Annotated in this window: 16 protein-coding genes and 1 pseudogene; 1 reads left to right on the top strand and 16 read right to left on the bottom strand. The window is 64.1% G+C overall.

The window, feature by feature from the left end; all coding sequences use genetic code 11:
* Positions 1 to 96 precede the first annotated feature (96 nt).
* The 6 genes and pseudogenes from infB to RFM40_RS15150 all read right to left on the bottom strand — a co-directional run.
* Positions 97 to 2667 (bottom strand): translation initiation factor IF-2, encoded by a 2571-nt coding sequence (gene infB, locus RFM40_RS15175; protein WP_320227383.1) that lies wholly within the window; start codon positions 2665 to 2667, stop codon positions 97 to 99.
* Positions 2664 to 3314 carry an RNA-binding protein gene (locus RFM40_RS15170; RefSeq protein ID WP_320218675.1) on the bottom strand — a complete coding sequence of 217 codons (651 nt, stop codon included), beginning with the start codon at positions 3312 to 3314 and terminating at the stop codon, positions 2664 to 2666. Before RFM40_RS15170 ends, infB begins: the two co-directional genes overlap by 4 nt.
* 32 nt (positions 3315 to 3346) lie before the next feature.
* Positions 3347 to 4942, bottom strand: a complete 1596-nt coding sequence (gene nusA / locus RFM40_RS15165; RefSeq protein WP_320227384.1) for a transcription termination factor NusA — start codon at positions 4940 to 4942, stop codon at positions 3347 to 3349.
* Positions 4943 to 4988: 46 nt separating this feature from the next.
* Positions 4989 to 5621 (bottom strand): ribosome maturation factor RimP, encoded by a 633-nt coding sequence (gene rimP, locus RFM40_RS15160; protein ID WP_320227385.1) that lies wholly within the window; start codon positions 5619 to 5621, stop codon positions 4989 to 4991.
* A 154-nt stretch (positions 5622 to 5775) separates the two neighbouring features.
* Positions 5776 to 6063, bottom strand: coding sequence for a type II toxin-antitoxin system RelE/ParE family toxin (locus tag RFM40_RS15155; protein ID WP_320227457.1), 288 nt, complete (start codon positions 6061 to 6063; stop codon positions 5776 to 5778).
* Positions 6064 to 6077: 14 nt separating this feature from the next.
* A pseudogene (locus RFM40_RS15150) lies at positions 6078 to 6308 on the bottom strand (CopG family ribbon-helix-helix protein); the annotation flags it as partial.
* A gap of 199 nt (positions 6309 to 6507) precedes the next feature.
* Between RFM40_RS15150 and RFM40_RS15145 the strand changes: the two are divergent.
* Positions 6508 to 6669: a hypothetical protein gene (locus tag RFM40_RS15145; RefSeq protein WP_320277754.1), complete on the top strand. Its 162-nt coding sequence runs from the start codon at positions 6508 to 6510 to the stop codon at positions 6667 to 6669.
* Between the two features lie 45 nt (positions 6670 to 6714).
* Here the strand turns inward: RFM40_RS15145 and trmB are convergent, their stop codons facing one another.
* From trmB to olsA, 10 genes are all read right to left on the bottom strand, one after another.
* Positions 6715 to 7416 (bottom strand): tRNA (guanine(46)-N(7))-methyltransferase TrmB, encoded by a 702-nt coding sequence (trmB, locus tag RFM40_RS15140; RefSeq protein WP_320227387.1) that lies wholly within the window; start codon positions 7414 to 7416, stop codon positions 6715 to 6717.
* 20 nt (positions 7417 to 7436) lie between these two features.
* The gene (metK, locus tag RFM40_RS15135) at positions 7437 to 8714 is read right to left on the bottom strand and encodes a methionine adenosyltransferase (protein WP_320227388.1); all 1278 of its coding nucleotides are present in this window, start codon (positions 8712 to 8714) and stop codon (positions 7437 to 7439) included.
* A 162-nt stretch (positions 8715 to 8876) separates the two neighbouring features.
* Positions 8877 to 9299 carry a helix-turn-helix domain-containing protein gene (locus RFM40_RS15130; protein WP_126086026.1) on the bottom strand — a complete coding sequence of 141 codons (423 nt, stop codon included), beginning with the start codon at positions 9297 to 9299 and terminating at the stop codon, positions 8877 to 8879.
* Positions 9300 to 9438: 139 nt separating this feature from the next.
* Entirely contained in the window at positions 9439 to 11028 is a 1590-nt protein-coding gene (gene lnt / locus RFM40_RS15125) for an apolipoprotein N-acyltransferase (protein WP_320227389.1), read from the bottom strand.
* A 192-nt stretch (positions 11029 to 11220) separates the two neighbouring features.
* The gene (locus RFM40_RS15120; RefSeq protein WP_320227458.1) at positions 11221 to 11691 is read right to left on the bottom strand and encodes a VOC family protein; all 471 of its coding nucleotides are present in this window, start codon (positions 11689 to 11691) and stop codon (positions 11221 to 11223) included.
* Positions 11692 to 11702: 11 nt separating this feature from the next.
* Positions 11703 to 12779, bottom strand: coding sequence for a hemolysin family protein (locus RFM40_RS15115; RefSeq protein ID WP_320227390.1), 1077 nt, complete (start codon positions 12777 to 12779; stop codon positions 11703 to 11705).
* Positions 12780 to 12806: 27 nt separating this feature from the next.
* Positions 12807 to 13304, bottom strand: a complete 498-nt coding sequence (ybeY, locus tag RFM40_RS15110; RefSeq protein ID WP_320227391.1) for an rRNA maturation RNase YbeY — start codon at positions 13302 to 13304, stop codon at positions 12807 to 12809.
* Positions 13305 to 13315: 11 nt separating this feature from the next.
* Positions 13316 to 14308: a PhoH family protein gene (locus RFM40_RS15105; RefSeq protein WP_292339837.1), complete on the bottom strand. Its 993-nt coding sequence runs from the start codon at positions 14306 to 14308 to the stop codon at positions 13316 to 13318.
* Positions 14309 to 14443: 135 nt separating this feature from the next.
* On the bottom strand, positions 14444 to 15853 hold the full coding sequence (gene miaB / locus RFM40_RS15100; protein ID WP_320218664.1) for a tRNA (N6-isopentenyl adenosine(37)-C2)-methylthiotransferase MiaB: 1410 nt from the start codon (positions 15851 to 15853) through the stop codon (positions 14444 to 14446).
* An 86-nt stretch (positions 15854 to 15939) separates the two neighbouring features.
* Positions 15940 to 16740 (bottom strand): lyso-ornithine lipid O-acyltransferase, encoded by an 801-nt coding sequence (olsA, locus tag RFM40_RS15095; protein WP_320271534.1) that lies wholly within the window; start codon positions 16738 to 16740, stop codon positions 15940 to 15942.
* Positions 16741 to 16763 lie beyond the last annotated feature (23 nt).

Below are 16763 nucleotides of genomic sequence, written 5' to 3'. Positions count from 1 at the left end.
CGGGATGGGACCACGCCACATCTCTCAATGTGCATGAGGGTCTGGGCGGCAGCCTTTCGGCCGCCGCCCGGGTCATTTCGGCAAGTATATCCGAATTTAGAGCGTCCTGCTCACCATCTCGACGCGGAAGCACTCGATGACGTCGCCGACGCGCATGTCCTCGTAGTTCTGGAAGGCCATACCGCATTCCTGGCCGACCGGCACTTCCGAAACCTCGTCCTTGAAGCGCTTGAGCGTCTTCAGCGTGCCCTCGTGGACGACGACGTTGTCGCGGATCAGGCGCACGCCCGCGCCACGTTCGACCTTGCCTTCGGTGATACGGCAGCCGGCGATCTTGCCAACCTTGGTGATGTCGAAGATCTCGAGGATCTCGGCATTGCCGATGAAGGTCTCGCGACGCTCCGGCGAGAGCATGCCGGAGAGCGCCGCCTTCACGTCATCGACCAGGTTGTAGATGATCGAATAGTAGCGGATCTCGATTCCGGCAGCGGCCGCGGCCGCACGCGCCTGCACATTGGCTCGGACGTTGAAGCCGATGATCGCCGCACCCGAGGTCTCGGCGAGCGAGACGTCGCTTTCGGTGATGCCACCGGCACCGGCGTGCACGATGCGCGCGCGCACCTCGTCGTTGCCGAGCTTTTCGAGCGCGGCGTTGATCGCCTCGATCGAGCCCTGCACGTCGCCCTTGATGACCAGCGGGAATTCCTTGAGGCCGCTCGTCTGCAGCTGCGACATCATCTGCTCGAGCGAGCCGCGCTGGCCGGCATGCTTGGCCACCGCCTTCTCGCGCGCCAGGCGCTGACGATACTCGGTGATCTCGCGCGCACGCGCCTCGTTGTTGACGACGGCGAAGCGGTCGCCCGCCTGCGGCGTGCCCTGCAGGCCAAGCACCTCGACCGGCATTGCCGGCGGTGCTTCCGGCACATGCTCGCCGCGATCGTTGACCAGCGCGCGCACACGGCCCCATTCGTTGCCGGCGACAATGATGTCACCCGGCATCAGCGTGCCGGTCTGCACCAGCACGGTGGCGACGGGACCGCGGCCCTTGTCGAGCTTGGCTTCGATGACGGCGCCTTCGGCGGTACGATCGGGGTTGGCCTTGAGGTCGAGGACTTCGGACTGCAGCAGGATCGTCTCGAGCAGCTTGTCGATGTTGGTGCCCTTGGTCGCCGACACTTCGACGTCCAGCACCTCGCCGCCCATCGATTCGACGAACACTTCATGGCGCAAGAGTTCCGCGCGCACCTTCTGCGGGTCGGCGTCGCGCTTGTCGATCTTGTTGATCGCCACGATGATCGGCACGCCGGCCGCCTTGGCGTGACTGATCGATTCGATCGTCTGCGGCATCACGCTGTCGTCGGCCGCCACCACCAGCACGGCGATATCGGTCACCTGGGCGCCGCGGGCGCGCATCGCCGTGAAGGCGGCGTGGCCGGGGGTGTCGATGAAGGTGATCTTCTGACCGTTCTTCTCGACCTGGTAAGCGCCGATGTGCTGGGTGATGCCGCCGGCCTCGCCGGAGACGACATTGGCGTTGCGGATGGCGTCGAGCAGCGAGGTCTTGCCGTGGTCGACATGGCCCATGATCGTCACCACGGGCGGACGCGACACCAGGTCTTCCGCACGGTCGGCGATGTTGAATAGGCCTTCCTCGATGTCCGACTCGGCAACGCGGCGAACCGTGTGGCCGAATTCGGAGGCGACCAGCTCGGCCGTGTCGGCGTCGATGACGTCGCCCGGCTTTAGGATCTGGCCCTGCTTCATGAAGAACTTGACCACGTCGACGGCGCGCTCGGACATGCGCTGCGCCAGTTCCTGGATGGTGATGGTTTCGGGCAGGATCACTTCGCGCATGACTTTCTCGCGCGGCTCGTTGTGCATCGCGCGCTTGAATTTTTCCTGGCGGCGACGCATCGACGACAGCGAGCGGCCGCGCGCATCGTCATCCGACAGCGCGGTGTTCAGCGTCAGCTTGCCGCGGCGGCGGTCTTCCTCGCCCTTGGCGGGCTTGGCCGGCCGCGCGACTTCCGGCGTGGCCGGACGGCGCAGAGGCGCTCCGGCGCCGGCGCCACCAGGGCGCCGCGGCTTGACCTCCTCCTCCTCGTCGACCGTCGCCAGCTCGGCGGCTTGCGGGGCGCGGCGGCGGGCCTCTTCCTCGGCGCGGCGGCGGGACTCGGCCTCGGTCTGCAGACGGGCCTCTTCCTCGGCCTGGCGGCGGGCGGATTCCTCACGCTCGCGCTTGCGGCGCTCTTCTTCCTCGGCGCGGCGCTTGCTCTCTTCCTGGGCGCGCTGGCGATCCTCGATCTCACGCGCCTTGGAGCCCTCGAGCGCCCTGCGGCGCGCTTCCATCTCGCCGCGCGACAATTCGTTCAGCACCATGCCGGAGCGTTCCGGCGGCGGGGGCGGCGCCTTCGGCGCTTCCTGCACGGCTGGCGCAGGCGCCGCGGCTGCGGGCTTCGGCGTGAAGACGGACGGCGCCACCGGCTCCGGCTTGTCGCCGGGCAGCGAGAACTTGCGCTTCTTGGTCTCGACCACGACCGACTTGGTGCGACCGTGCGAGAAATTCTGGCGCACGGTGCCCTGCTCGAGGCCGGGGCGCTTCAGCGTCAAGGTCTTCTTCGGCGTAACACTCAACGTCTTGTCGTCGCCCGATTTCGTATCGCTCATTCCATATCCTCTGCGGCATCATCTTCGTCAGCAACGGCCGCAAGCATTGCCAAATCGTCCGGGGTTCCGCCCCGATACCGGTCGAGCGCAACCATGCGCTTCTCAACCGCCTTACCCGCGTCCTGCGCGAGGACGGCAGCATGTATCACATTTGTACCCCCCAATGCCAAGCTCAACTCGGCCTCGGGGAAAAGTTTGTAGGCAAGGATGGCCGGGCCGCCGAGATGGACGGTCGCCCGCCGCGCCTGACTGATCTTGCGGACGCCGTCGTCCGAGGCTTCGGTCGCGTGCAGCACAAACAGCGCCTGCCCGTCGCGCACGGCAGCCTCTACCTTGGCGGCGCCGAGAACGACCGCTCCGGCCTTGCGAGCAAGACCCAGCATGCCCAGAGCGGATCTGGAAAGCAGCCCGTCGACCATATCGCCGAGATTGGCGGGAACCGCGACCTGCGCCTTGAAGGCACGGGCAAACAGGTTCTTAGCCGCTGCCTTGTCGATATGTAGGCGATCAGCGGTGACCCAGCAACCGCGGCCGGGCAGATTTCTCTTGATGTCCGGGACGACGGCCGAATCCGGGCCGACGACGAAGCGGATCAGTTCATCCGCTTCGGCCTGCCTGCGCGTGACGATGCAGGTACGATCGTTCATCTCGTCCACGGACCCTGCGATTGGTAGTCACCTCACGCACCGACGGTTTCGCCGGCCGTGGCTTCTTCAGTGGCCGGTTCTTCCTCGGAAATCCAGCCGGCCTTCTTGCGAGCGGCCAGCACCATCTCTTCGGCATCGGCGCGCGAGACGCCGTGATCGGCGAGCACGCCCGGGTACACCTTGGTCTCGCCGTCCTTGCGCTCCTTCCAGCCGGTCAGGTCATCCGCGGCATAGCCGGCGAAGTCCTCGATCGTCTTCACGCCGTCCTCGCCGAGCGTCACCATCATGGCCGTGGTGATACCGGGGATCTCGCGCAGTTCGTCCTCGACGCCGAGCGCCTTGCGCTTCTCGTCATGCTCGGCCTCGATTTTCTCCAGATATTCGCGGGCGCGGGTCTGGATTTCCGACGCGGTGTCCTCGTCGAAGCCGTCGATCGAGGAAATCTCGCCGGAGTCGACATAGGCGACTTCCTCGACGCTGGTGAAGCCTTCGGAGGCGAGCACCTGGCCGACCATCTCGTCGACGTCTAGGGCCTCCATGAACAGCGCCGAGCGCTCGACGAATTCCTTCTGGCGGCGCTCGCTCTCCTCCTGCTCGGTCAGGATGTCGATATCCCAGCCGGTGAGCTGCGAGGCAAGGCGCACATTCTGGCCGCGGCGGCCGATGGCCAGCGACAGCTGGTCGTCCGGCACCACCACCTCGATGCGCTCGGCATCCTCGTCGAGCACCACCTTGGCGACTTCCGCCGGCTGCAGCGCGTTGACGATGAAGGAGGCGGCCGAAGGCGACCACGGAATGATGTCGATCTTCTCGCCCTGCAATTCGCCGACCACCGCCTGGACGCGGCTGCCGCGCATGCCGACGCAGGCGCCGACCGGATCGATCGAGGAGTCGCGCGAGATGACCGCGATCTTGGCGCGCGAGCCCGGATCGCGGGCGACCGACTTGATCTCGATGATGCCGTCGTAGATTTCCGGGACTTCCATGGTGAAGAGCTTGGCCATGAACTGCGGATGCGTGCGCGACAGGAAGATCTGCGGGCCGCGCTGCTCGCGGCGCACGTCATAGACATAGGCGCGGACGCGGTCGCCATACTTGTAGTTCTCGCGCGGGATCAGCTCGTCACGGCGGATGATCGCCTCGCCGCGGCCGAGGTCGACGATGACGTTGCCGTATTCGACGCGCTTGACGGTGCCGTTGACGATCTCGCCGATACGGTCCTTGTACTCGTCATACTGACGATCGCGCTCGGCCTCGCGCACCTTCTGGACGATGACCTGCTTGGCCGACTGGGCGGCGATGCGGCCGAAATCCATGGGCGGCAGCTGTTCGGCGATGAAATCGCCGAGCTGAGCGTCGGGGTTGCGCTCGCGCGCCGTGGAAAGAGCGATCTGCGTCGCGTAGTCCTCGACCTTCTCGACCACTTCCATGAGGCGCTGCAGCTTCATCTCGCCCGTGTTGGGGTTGATGTCGGCGCGGATGTTGGTTTCCTGACCGTAACGCGAACGCGCCGCCTTCTGGATCGCATCGGCCATGGCGGCGATGACGATCTGCTTGTCGATGGACTTTTCACGCGCGACCGCATCGGCGATCTGCAGCAGTTCAAGCCTGTTGGCGCTTACAACCATTGTCTTTCTCCCGACTTCGCCCCGGGGCACGCGGCCCGAAGGTCAATCAACTTTCCTGTTCGGTTTCGTTTTCTTCGCCGGCGGCGGCGTCTTCCGCTTCGCCCCGGCGTTTCTTCGCTTCCTTGCGGGCCCTGTTGTCCTTCGACAGGGCCTCGCGGATCAAATCGTCGGTCAGCACCAGCCGCGCCTCGGCAATCGCGTCATAAGGCACTCGCACCGTCGGCTCTTCGCCATAGGCCGCCTTGTCGCGCTCCAGCAGGATGCCGTCGGCATCCGCCTCGGCGATCTTGCCCTTGAAGCGCTTGCGGTCGCCGATGAGGACCGAGGTCTCCATCTTGACCAGGTGGCCGGTCCAGGCGGCGAAATCCGATTTGCGCATCAGCGGCCGGTCGATGCCCGGCGACGACACTTCGAGATGATACGCCTTTTCGATCGGATCTTCGACATCGAGCGCCGGCGACACCGCGCGGCTGACCTCTTCGCAATCCTCGACGGTCATGGTGCCGTCCTCGCGCTCGGCCATGATCTGCAGCGTCAGCCCGTTCTGCCCCGTCAGTTGCACCCGAACAAGGCGGAAGCCGATGGCCTTGAGCACCGGTTGCACGATCATCGCAATGCGCGCATCGATACCGCTTTCGCGGATGATACGGTCGTCGGCTTGGCTTGCCGCTGCGGTCATAAGATTCCTGTCGCTTCGTCACTCCGGCCAGGTAACAAAAAAGAGCGGGACCGGGAGGACCCACTCTTCGTCATACCGACCAAGAATTTGATGCTGATATAGACGATCCCGGCCTGTGTTTCAAGCCTGACGTCAGAGGGCTCTGGGCGGGCGTCTATAGCTGGAGCGGCCACTGCTGGGCTGCGTGCATCACCGTGAGTATCTCGATCTCGCCGCCGACCACTCGATAGGGAATTATGTATGGGATATCCGTCAGCGCCAGCTCCCGCGTGCCCTTTATGCGTCCAACTCGCCCCATAGCGGGTTGCTCGGCGAGATTACCGGCCGAGGAGACAATTCGGGCAACGACTCGCGCCGCTGCTCCAGGATTATCGTTCTCGATATAAACACCGATCTGGTCGAGCCGCCGCAAAGCGCGCCGGGTCCACCGGATGCGCTTGATCGCCCAAGGCCTGGCTTAACGTACTTCGCGATGACGTCGGCCAATTCCTTCTCGCTTGCAAACTCACCTCGATCGGCCTCGCTCAGGCCTGCCTCGATCTCGGCAAGCTGCCATTCCTCCCTGGCGACATAGTCTTCGATCGCTTGAGCCGCGACGTAGGAACGAGAGCGATCCACCTTTTCGGCCAGTTGGTCGAGCTTGGCCACAGTCTCATCAGGAAGCCGCACGGTGAAGGCACTCATCATCCTGTCTCCATTCTGGTTCACTATCAATGTGGTGGAACCAAATTGGTTCGTCAATTCTGCATGTCTCGAGGCAGAACCCGCCTGAGTTGCGTTGCGCGCCGCGCATGGCGGCCATGCAGTCCTTTGTAAACCGATGTGTCGTCACCATCTATGTTGCAGCGAAAAAAGGACGCGCGCGGTGGCGCGCGAAGGTAATCATATGGACCGTGGATTGTTTGTCGTCATCGGTGATTTCTTCAACACTTTCGGCAGCGCGGCGGCCGCGGCCCGCGCCGTCGAGGCCGGACGCAAGCCGCGCCGCGGCGACCTGAAGAAGCTCGGCATCGACCCGACCGCTTTCGACAAGATCGGCCGCTTCTAACAACCGACAATGGGCGCTTCGGGCCCCTTTGAATGATTCTCCGACCTACTTCCTGATAAAAGTCAGATAGGCAGGCCGCCTTCCCTCGCGGAGGGCCTTGGCTTCATAGCGCGTGCCGGGCCAACCCTCATAGGGCCGGTGCCAGTCGGCAGACTCGCTCGCCTGCCAGGCGAAGGCGCCATGGGCGCGGCAGTTAAGCAGCGTCCAGTTCACATAGCTGTCGATATCGGAGGCGAAGCGGAACCTGCCGCCCGCCTTCAGCACCCGGGCGAACCGGTCGAGATTGGCCGGGCTGACGAAGCGCCGCTTCCAGTGCTTCTTCTTCGGCCAGGGATCGGGATAAAGCAGGTCGATGCCATCGAGCGAAGCCGGCGGCAGCCAGTCGAGCAGGCGTGTGGCGTCGTCGTCATAGACTCTCAGATTGGCGAGCGGGCGCTTGTCGAGCGCCGTCATCATCTTGGCCATGCCGTTGACGAAGGGCTCGACGCCGATGAAGCCGGTCGCCGGCGCTTCCGTCGCGCGATGCAAGAGATGCTCGCCGCCGCCGAAGCCGATCTCAAGCTGAAGGGCAGAAACCTTCGCCTCGAACAGCGTCTTGAGATCCGCCGGCGCCTCGACCGTCAGGTCGAGCCTGTAGGCGCGCAGGCCGCTTTCAAGCGCCGCAGCCTGTTGCGGGCGAATGGCCTTGCCGTGCCGGCGGCCGAAGAAAGCTTCGGTCGCGCGGCTCGGCCTGTCGTTTGGCTCCATGGATACGCTTGGCGACGCCGTCAGGCGGCAATCGCATCGGCAACCGCGTCCTTGAGTACCTTGGCGAGATCGGTCTTCTCCCAGGAGAAGGACCCGTCGCGGCCGGCCTTGCGGCCGAAATGGCCATAGGACGAGGTCTTGGCGTAGATCGGCTTGTTGAGGTCGAGGTGACGGCGGATGCCGGACGGCGACAGGTCCATCACCCTGCGCAACGCCTCTTCGAGCCTGGCCTCGTCGACCTTGCCGGTGCCATGCAGGTCTACATAGACCGACAGCGGCTGGGCGACGCCGATGGCGTAGGAAAGCTGGATGGTGCAGCGATCGGCGAGTTTGGCCGCCACCACGTTCTTGGCGAGATAGCGCGCCGCATAGGCGGCCGAACGGTCGACCTTGGTGGTGTCCTTGCCGGAGAAGGCGCCGCCGCCATGGGGTGCTGCGCCGCCATAGGTATCAACGATGATTTTGCGGCCGGTGAGGCCGGCATCGCCGTCGGGTCCACCGATGACGAACTTGCCGGTCGGGTTGATGTACCAGTTGCAGTCTTCGGCGACCTTGAGATCGCCAAGCGCTTCGATGATGTAGGGCTCGACGACCTTGCGGACCTTCTTGGAATCCCAGCTCGAATCGAGATGCTGGGTGGAAAGCACGATCTGCGTCACTTCCGCCGCCTTGCCGTCGGCATAGCGTACGGTGACCTGGCTCTTGGCATCCGGGCCGAGCTTGCCGGCCTCGCCATTGCCTTCATGGCGCGCGGCGGCAAGCAATTCGAGGATCTTATGGCTGTAATAGATCGGCGCCGGCATCAGGTCCGGCGTCTCGCGGCAGGCGTAACCAAACATGATGCCCTGGTCGCCGGCACCTTCCTCGCCCTGGCGGTCGGCGGCATTGTCGACGCCCTGGCCGATGTCGGGCGACTGGCCGTGCAGCAGCACTTCGATCTTGGCCGTCTTCCAGTGGAAGCCCGCCTGTTCGTAGCCGATCTCGCGGATCGCCTTGCGGGCGACCGACTTGAACTTGGCCGGATTGACGACCGGGTGGCCCGACGCATCCTTGAGGATGTTGCCGGCCTTGTCCTTCTTCAGCAGCGTGTCGGGAACCCTGACCTCGCCGGCGATGACGACGCGGTTGGTGGTGGCCAGCGTCTCGCAGGCAACGCGCACCTTCCACGGGTCCATGCCCGTCTTCTTGGCTTCACGATAGACGAGATCGACGATCTCGTCGGAGATACGGTCACAGACTTTGTCGGGATGGCCCTCGGAGACGGATTCCGAGGTGAAGAGATAGTTCTGCCGCGTCACGGGTGTCCCCTCTTGAAAAAGATCGGCAGGGCTGCCGATTTTGGCGCGCCACGTGTTAGCGGTGCCGGGCGCCGCTCGTCAAGCGGCGCGACGGATCTGGCATGAATATCGGCACAATCGGCTTGTGCCACCGGCGGCACCGCCGGCAGCAGGAGCCTAGAATCACTCGGCATCGTCCGGCGAAAGGGACTTTACAAGATCGATGATCCGGCGCCGCACCTTGACGTCCGGAATCTTGACGAAGGCGCGATTGAGCTGAAGCCCCTCGGGGCTGCCGCAGAATTCGATGGCGAAGGCCATCGAGGCGTCCTCGGCAAATCCCCGGTTGCCGGCCCCGGCCTCCTGACCCGGGGCGTCCTCGAAGAAGAAGGCGACGGGAACGCTCAGGATGGAGGCTATCGCCTGCAGACGGCTGGCGCCAACCCTGTTCGTCCCCTTTTCGTACTTCTGGATCTGTTGAAACGTGATGCCGAGATTTTCACCCAGCTTTTCCTGGCTCATTCCAAGCATATTGCGACGCAACCGAATACGACTCCCGACATGGATGTCGATCGGATTCGGCTTCTTCTTGTTCTCTTCTGTCATTTTTTCCTCGCCGAATTTTTCCGGCTTTTTCTATTTTTCCCGCCCAAACGAAGCCGGAGCCACCTGCCCCAACAGACCCCTCCAGCCGACTTCGAGAAAATTTTAGGCGTTACAGTATGAGTTTCTAATGTGCCGACTGTCAATTCACCCGTAGCCGCTGCCTTACATTCAATGTGAAGGCCGTCAGGGCAAACAGCAACATGATCAGCAATCCGTTAATGCGCCGCTGGTCGGCGGACAGCAGGGCGCGCCCAGAAATCGGCACATGCGCATCGATGGCGCCGCGCGCGTCGACCGCCAGGGCATCGACGATGCGCCCGCGCGAATCGACAACGGCGGAGATGCCGTTGTTGGCCGCACGCAACAATGGCAACCCGTTCTCCACTGCGCGAATCTGCGCCTGCCTGAAGTGCTGGTACGGGCCTGGCGTGTCGCCAAACCAGGCGTCGTTGGTGACGTTCACAATAAGTTCGGATGACGCGGCGTCAACCGTCACAAGGTCCGCAAAGATGACCTCGTAGCAGATGAAGGGAACCGCTCGCAGGCCGTTCGGCATCGCGATCGGATGCCGTTCGTTGCCGGCGGCGAAATTCATCGGTCCGGCGACGAGTTGGCCGATGCCGAAACGTTCGAACAGACCGGCAAAAGGCAGATATTCGCCGAAGGGCACCAGATGCACCTTGTCGACGGCGTCAGTGATCTCGCCCTTGTCATTGATCGCCACCACGGAATTGTAATAACGGCTGCCGGCATTTCCCGAGCTGCCCTCCTCGCGCACGACGCCGGCGATCAGCATCTGGCCGTCGCCCAGCATATCGCCCAGTGCCGTCAGCGCGTCCGGACGCTCCGTGAACAGGAACGGCACCGATGTTTCCGGCCACAGGACCAGCTGCGGCTTGGCATGGCCTCGCTCCGGCGCTTTCCCCGATATCCCCAACAACGTGGCGAAGATGCGGTCGCGCACCGAGGCGTCCCATTTCTCGCTGAGATCGACGGCGGGCTGGACGATGCGAACATCGATCGAGCGGGTGGCAGGCTCGGCCGGGGCGGCAAGCCTGAAATAGCCGAAGCCGACATCGGCGGCGACGAGGATGACGAACAGGACAAGGCCCAGCCTCAGATGCCGGCGCGCGGCAATGAGAGCGGGCAACGAAAAGACGAAGACGGCAAGCGCGTTCATGCCGATCATGCCGGTCACCGACACGCTCTGCATCAGGATCGGCACCGGCATCGCGGCGTAGCCGACGGCATTCCACGGAAAGCCGGTGAAGAGAAAATCGCGCAGCCACTCGGCAAGGCCGAAGCCGAAGGCGAGAGCTGCTATGCGGCCGATATCGCTGCTCCAGAAAAGCCGTGCCACGACCGCCGCGAAGCCGTAGAAAAAGGCAAGCGCGAGGGGGATGCCGACCACGGCGAAAGGCAAGGCCCAGGCGAAGTTGTCGGCCTCGACCAGAAGTGCCTGACCGATCCACCAGAGGCCGGCGAGGAAATAGCCGAAGCCGAACCACCAGCCGATGGCAAAGGCCGGCCTCAGGCGCTTCAGCCACCTGTCGGAGGCCTCGCCGGTCGCACCGTCGAGCAGCCAGACCAGCACCGGAAACGAGACGAAGCAGACGGCGAAGAAATCGTAAGGGGCCTGAGCGAGAACCGCGAGCGCGCCCGCGAAAAACGCCACCAGCGATCGCCGCCACCCCCACAGCAGAATTATCCGGCCGGCAAAGCGCTGCATATAGCTTCCCAAGTCGCGCGAATCAGGGAGCCAGAGATTTAACAGGCCGCGCCGCCTGCTCCAAATGACGGTGATTTGAGGAAACGTCTTTCTAAAGCGCGTCGCGTCGAAACGAAGTCGAGCGACGCGCTTTAGATTTCTTTGTGCATGTCGTTTTTCCCAAAACCGCTGCGCACTTTCGGGCGACGTGCATTAGCGATGCCAGCCCTCGATGCGCAGGCCGCTTAGTCTCTCGGCCTCCTCTCGTGGCACTACGCGCACGGTCTGCGTGAATGTCCAGACATGGCCTTCCGGATCGCGGGCGCGATATTGCCGCTCGCCATAGAAATGGTCGGCCGGCTGGTCGATGATTTCAGCCCCCGCCGCTCGCGCTTTTTCGCAATGGGCGTCGAGGTCTTCCTTCAAACGGATGTAGACCGACTGGGTGTTCCTGCCGCCGACCGAAGCCGGGCTGGCAATGTGCTCCGCCCATTCGGAATCGACGATGATGTAGCCGTCGCCAAACCGCATTTCGGCATGAACGAGCCATCCGTCCGTATCGCTCACCACCATGCTCGGCTCGAAGCCGAACGCCGCCTGAAGCCAGGCGAGAGCCGCGCGCGGTTTTCGATAGAAGACGCCGGAACCGAGGACGGCGTGCTTGAACGGATCGTCGACCGGCATGAGCGAAAATATCAAGCCTGCTCGGTGCGCGCCGCGCGGCGGCGCTGCCGCTCGCCCTTCGGGCTCTGCACGATGCGCACCCGCTTGACGCGGCGCGGGTCGGCGTCGAGAACGTGGAACTCGAAGCCAGGTATGGCCTGCACCACCTCGCCCCTGGCCGGGACGCGGCCAAGCGTGTTGAAGATCATGCCGCCGATGGTGTCGACATATTCGCCATGCTCGCCGGCGGCGAAATCCTCACCGATCATCTTGGCGACCTCATCGATCTCGGCCTTGCCGTCGACAACGAACACGCCGTCGCCCGTCTGGGTGACCATCGGCTCGTCGTCATCGTGCTCGTCCTCGATGTCGCCGACCACCATCTCGACGATATCCTCGAGCGAGGCGAGGCCGTCGGTGCCGCCATATTCGTCGATGACGAGCGCCATCTGAGTGCGCGTCGTCTGCATGCGTCCCATCAGGTCGGAGGCAAGCATGGAAGGCGGCACGAACAGCACCGGGCGGATCAGGTCGAGATCGCCGATCGTGCGCGCGAGATCGACCTGGGCGAGATCGAGAACGGTCGGCGCCGGGTTCTTCCTGTTCGCGCGGCCCTTCTTGACGCGGGCGAGCTTGGTGATGTGGGCAAGAACGTCGCGGATGTGGACCATGCCGCGCGGGTCGTCGAGCGTCTCGGAATAGACCGGCATGCGGGAATGGCCGGATTGTTCGAAGAGGCCAAGCAGATCGCCAAGATTGGTGGCGATCTCGACCGCTTCGATGTCGGCGCGCGGCACCATCACATCCTCGACGCGCACTTCGCGCAAGCGCAGGATGTTGTTGAGCATGGCGCGTTCGCCGGGCGAGAAGGATTCGGCATCGCTCGCCGTCTCGGCAAGCGCATCGGCGATCTCCTCGCGCAAATTGGTGCCGTTGCGGTGCCGAAACAGGCCGAGCACGCGATCGAAGAGTGAAGGACCGGCATGCGAAGGCTCAGCGGCCACGCTGCCGGTCGGAATACTCGGACTGGAGCCCTCTTCCGACTTTTCGGAAGGCTTGGCAGCACTGCCGGCATCCGGACGGGCGGCAGGTTCTGGTTTGTCGTTCATCGCCATCAGGTCAATTGGTCTTTTCTGTTACGCGTAGGGATCGGGAATGGCAAGCCTCGCAAGCGCTGCGCGCTCGATCGCTTCCATCTCCTCGGCCTCGGCGTCGGTCTCGTGATCATGGCCCAGAAGATGCAGCAGGCCATGGATGACGAGATGGGTGATATGGTTCGCCAGCGGCTTGTCTTCCAGGGCAGCCTCGCGGACCACGGTCTCGGAGGCCAGCACGATGTCGCCCAGCATCGGCGGCAGCTTGCCGCCTTTCGGGAAGGAAAAAGCCGGGAAAGACAAGACGTTGGTCGGCTTGTCCTTGCCGCGCCATCCGGCGTTGAGGGTCTGGATATGAGTGTCGTCGGAAAAAACGATGCTGAGCTCGGAGGCACCGTTCGAGCCGGTCTCGGCAAAGGCGGCCGCGACGGCCCGATCGACCAGGCGCGCCAGCTCGGCTTCCGCGGGCCAGTCGCCGGCCTCGACGAAAATATCGATGTCGACCGGCGTCTCGCCGCTGGATCCCGGATTTTCAGCCATGGGGCTTTTGATCAGCTCTCGGTGCCGAGACCCCTGGCCAGCTTGCCGTCGCGGTCATAGGCCTTGACGATCTCGGCAACCAGCGGATGCCGCACGACGTCGCCTTCGTTGAAGCGGACCGTGACGATGCCCGGCACGCCGTCGAGGATGCGCAGCGCCTCGACCAGGCCCGACTTGGTGTTGGGCGGCAGGTCGATCTGCGTCGGATCGCCGGTGACGATCATGCGCGAGTTCTCGCCGAGACGGGTCAGAAACATCTTCATCTGCATCGGCGTGGTGTTCTGCGCCTCGTCGAGGATCACCGCCGCATGCGCCAGCGTGCGGCCGCGCATGAAGGCCAAAGGCGCGATCTCGATAACCTCGGCGGCGATCGCCCGCTCGACCTTGTCGGCCGGCATCATGTCATAGAGCGCGTCGTAAAGCGGTCTGAGATACGGATCGACCTTCTCTTTCATGTCGCCCGGCAGGAAGCCCAGCCGCTCGCCGGCCTCGACGGCCGGGCGCGACAGCACGATGCGCTCGACCATGCCGCGCTCCAAGAGCATGGCCGCATGCGCCACCGCCAGATAGGTCTTGCCAGTGCCGGCCGGGCCGATGCCGAAGACCATTTCGGAGCGCTCCAGCGCGCGCATATAGGCGTCCTGGTTGAGCGAGCGGGCATAGATCGTGCGCTTGCGCGTCGCGATCTGGGCGGCCGAGACCTTGCCCTTGCGCTCCATGGTCGGCAGCGTCAGCTGGTCGTCGGCGGCGATCGCCATGCGCACGGCGCCGTCGACATCCGACTGGCCGATATCGGCGCCCTTCTGCAGAATGCCGTAGAGCGTATCCAGCGCGCGGCGCGCCTGTTCGGCGGCCGAAGCCGTGCCTTTGATGGCGAGCTGGTTGCCGCGCGAGCGGATGTCGACGCCGAGCTTCTGCTCGAGCCGGGCCAGGTTTTCGTCGAACTGGCCGTAAAGGGCGCTGGCAAGCTTGTTGTTGTCGAAGGTCAGTACGATGTGCGCCATGTCGGAGGCCCCGGATGCCTGGTTCTGGGGCGGATTCTTCAGTTCAGCAGCGCTCAACCGTCTCTCCTCATCTGCCGAGGCTTGTGGCTATGCATGTCGTTGCCCAAAACCGCGAGCACTTTTGGGCGACATGCATCAGGCCAACTCGGCGAACAGGCTGTTTGGACCTGTCTTCGTGATTCGTACGTCAATAATGTCACCGATTCCACCGGCCTTGTCGTCAACAATAACCGGCTGCAGCCAAGGCGAGCGGCCGACCTTCTGGCCAGGGCGGCGGCCCGGCTTCTCGATCAGCGTGCTGACTGTGCGGCCGACCAGGCTGGCAATGAAACTCTGCTGCCGCTCGTTGATCAGCGCCTGCAGGCGCTGCAGCCGCTCGTCCTTCACGGCCTCGGAAACGTGGCCGTCCATCTCGGCGCCCGGCGTACCGGGGCGCGGCGAATATTTGAACGAGAAGGCAGAGGCGTAGTTCACGTCGCGCACCAGCTCGAGCGTCGCCTCGAAATCCTCTTCCGTCTCGCCGGGGAAGCCGACGATGAAATCGCCCGACATGGCGATGTCGCCGCGGGCAGCGCGGATGCGATCGATGAGCGCCCGATAGTCGCGTGCCGTGTGCCTGCGGTTCATCGCCTTGAGTATCCGATCGGAGCCAGATTGCACTGGCAAATGCAGATAGGGCATCAAGGCCGGCAGGTCACGGTGGGCGGCGATCAATTCGTCATCCATGTCGCGCGGATGGCTGGTCGTATAGCGCAGCCGGGCCAGGCGAGGGATTTCCGCCAGGCGGAAAAGCAGGCGGCCAAGACCCCATTCCTCGCCGTTTTCGCCCTCGCCGTGCCAGGCGTTGACGTTCTGGCCGAGCAGCGTCACCTCGCGCACGCCGGCCTCGGCCAGACGCTCGGCCTCGGCGACGATCTGCGCCACCGGGCGCGAGACTTCGGAGCCGCGCGTATAAGGCACGACGCAGAAGGTGCAGAACTTGTCGCAGCCTTCCTGTACGGTGAGAAACGCGGTGACGCCGCGCTTGGCCAACTCGGTGCGTTTCGGCTGCGGCAGGTGCTCGAACTTGTCCTCGATGGCGTAGTCGGTCTCGACGATCTTTGCGCCGCCGCGCACCCTCGCCAGCACGTCGGGCAGACGGTGATAGGTCTGCGGGCCGATGACCAGATCGACCGCGGGCGCGCGTCGGATGATCTCGGCACCCTCGGCCTGCGCCACGCAGCCGGCGACGCCGATCAGCAACTCGCGGCCGGCCTCGGCGCGCTCGGCCTTCATGTCGCGGATGCGGCCGAGCTCGGAATAGACCTTTTCGGCCGCCTTCTCACGGATATGGCAGGTGTTGAGGAGCACCAGGTCGGCGTCTTCGACGGCGTCGGTCGCGACATAGCCGTCGGCGGCCAGCGCATCGGTCATGCGCTGGGAATCATAGACATTCATCTGGCAGCCATAGGTCTTGACGAAGACCTTTTTCGCCGCCGGGGCGGCGCCAGCCGAGTGCTCGGGCGTAGCGCCGATCTCGTGACTTTCAATCGTGTTCAATTCCATCGGGCGGCTTCTAACGCCTTTCCGTGACAAAAAACAGACGATTCTGGCGGGTTACGGCGCCGCTCGTTCGGTTTTCGCTTTGTGCGCTAGCGGCTGGGACGTGGGTCAGCGAGCGTGGCTTGCATCATCTCGCGCACCTTCGCTTCCATCAATCTTGCCGTTTCCTTGCGGTTCGAACCCTTGGAGAACGGCACCGGATCGCCGAAATGCACTTCGGCATCGAGCGAGCCTTCGGCAAGCAAACCCTTCAAATGCGGCATCAGATCCTGGTCGCCGATCCAGGCGGCGATCGGCCGGTGACGGCGGCCCATCGGCACGCCGTGCAGGCGCGTGTAGGCGATCGCCACCGGCTGGATGAACACCTGGTCTGCGGCCCCTTCCGAGATCGCCATCGAGGCCGCACCGAACAAAGTGCTCTTGAACGGCAGCACCAGATTGCCGTCGCCGGTCGAGCCCTCGGCGAACAGCACCATCGCATCGCCCCTGGCCATGCGCCTGGCGATCTCGCTCGCCTGGTCGCCGGAGGTGCGCTTGCGGTCGCGCTCGATGAAGACGGTGCGCTGGAGCTTGGACAGCATGCCGATCAGCGGCCAGCCTTCCATGTCGGCCCGGGCAATGAACTTCACATCGACAAAAGAGCCGAGCACCATGATGTCGGTCCAGGAGATGTGGTTGGCCGCGATGAGCAAGGGACGTTCCTTGGACAGCTTGCCCTTCACGTGCACGCGCATGCCGAGCGCCTTGAGGATCATGCGGTGCCAGATTTTCAGAACGACCGTCTCCGGCCAGAGTCCGGTCTTCATCGACAGTATCTGAAGCGGCACCAGCACAAGCGAGCCGACGACGACAAGACCAAGCGCCAGGAAAACCCTCAATTTCTTGATCATTCGCTCCGGCCCTGCCCGCCAGT

It is taken from the genome of Mesorhizobium captivum (assembly GCF_033977165.1).
Taxonomy (GTDB): Bacteria; Pseudomonadota; Alphaproteobacteria; order Rhizobiales; family Rhizobiaceae; genus Mesorhizobium; species Mesorhizobium captivum.
The sequence above is the reverse complement of the archived record's forward strand: the minus strand, read 5'-3'. Positions and strand labels throughout refer to the sequence as shown.

What these genes read in the sequence shown, in the direction of transcription:
- lnt (WP_320227389.1), bottom strand. Translation starts at nt 11,028, where the DNA reads ATGCAGCGCTTTGCCGGCCGGATAATTCTGCTGTGGGGGTGGCGGCGA.
- olsA (WP_320271534.1), bottom strand. Translation starts at nt 16,740, where the DNA reads ATGATCAAGAAATTGAGGGTTTTCCTGGCGCTTGGTCTTGTCGTCGTC.
- RFM40_RS15145 (WP_320277754.1), top strand. Translation starts at nt 6,508, where the DNA reads ATGGACCGTGGATTGTTTGTCGTCATCGGTGATTTCTTCAACACTTTC.
- RFM40_RS15115 (WP_320227390.1), bottom strand. Translation starts at nt 12,779, where the DNA reads ATGAACGACAAACCAGAACCTGCCGCCCGTCCGGATGCCGGCAGTGCT.
- nusA (WP_320227384.1), bottom strand. Translation starts at nt 4,942, where the DNA reads ATGGTTGTAAGCGCCAACAGGCTTGAACTGCTGCAGATCGCCGATGCG.
- trmB (WP_320227387.1), bottom strand. Translation starts at nt 7,416, where the DNA reads ATGGAGCCAAACGACAGGCCGAGCCGCGCGACCGAAGCTTTCTTCGGC.
- RFM40_RS15170 (WP_320218675.1), bottom strand. Translation starts at nt 3,314, where the DNA reads ATGAACGATCGTACCTGCATCGTCACGCGCAGGCAGGCCGAAGCGGAT.
- miaB (WP_320218664.1), bottom strand. Translation starts at nt 15,853, where the DNA reads ATGGAATTGAACACGATTGAAAGTCACGAGATCGGCGCTACGCCCGAG.
- RFM40_RS15120 (WP_320227458.1), bottom strand. Translation starts at nt 11,691, where the DNA reads ATGCCGGTCGACGATCCGTTCAAGCACGCCGTCCTCGGTTCCGGCGTC.
- rimP (WP_320227385.1), bottom strand. Translation starts at nt 5,621, where the DNA reads ATGACCGCAGCGGCAAGCCAAGCCGACGACCGTATCATCCGCGAAAGC.
- ybeY (WP_320227391.1), bottom strand. Translation starts at nt 13,304, where the DNA reads ATGGCTGAAAATCCGGGATCCAGCGGCGAGACGCCGGTCGACATCGAT.
- infB (WP_320227383.1), bottom strand. Translation starts at nt 2,667, where the DNA reads ATGAGCGATACGAAATCGGGCGACGACAAGACGTTGAGTGTTACGCCG.
- RFM40_RS15130 (WP_126086026.1), bottom strand. Translation starts at nt 9,299, where the DNA reads ATGACAGAAGAGAACAAGAAGAAGCCGAATCCGATCGACATCCATGTC.
- RFM40_RS15105 (WP_292339837.1), bottom strand. Translation starts at nt 14,308, where the DNA reads ATGGCGCACATCGTACTGACCTTCGACAACAACAAGCTTGCCAGCGCC.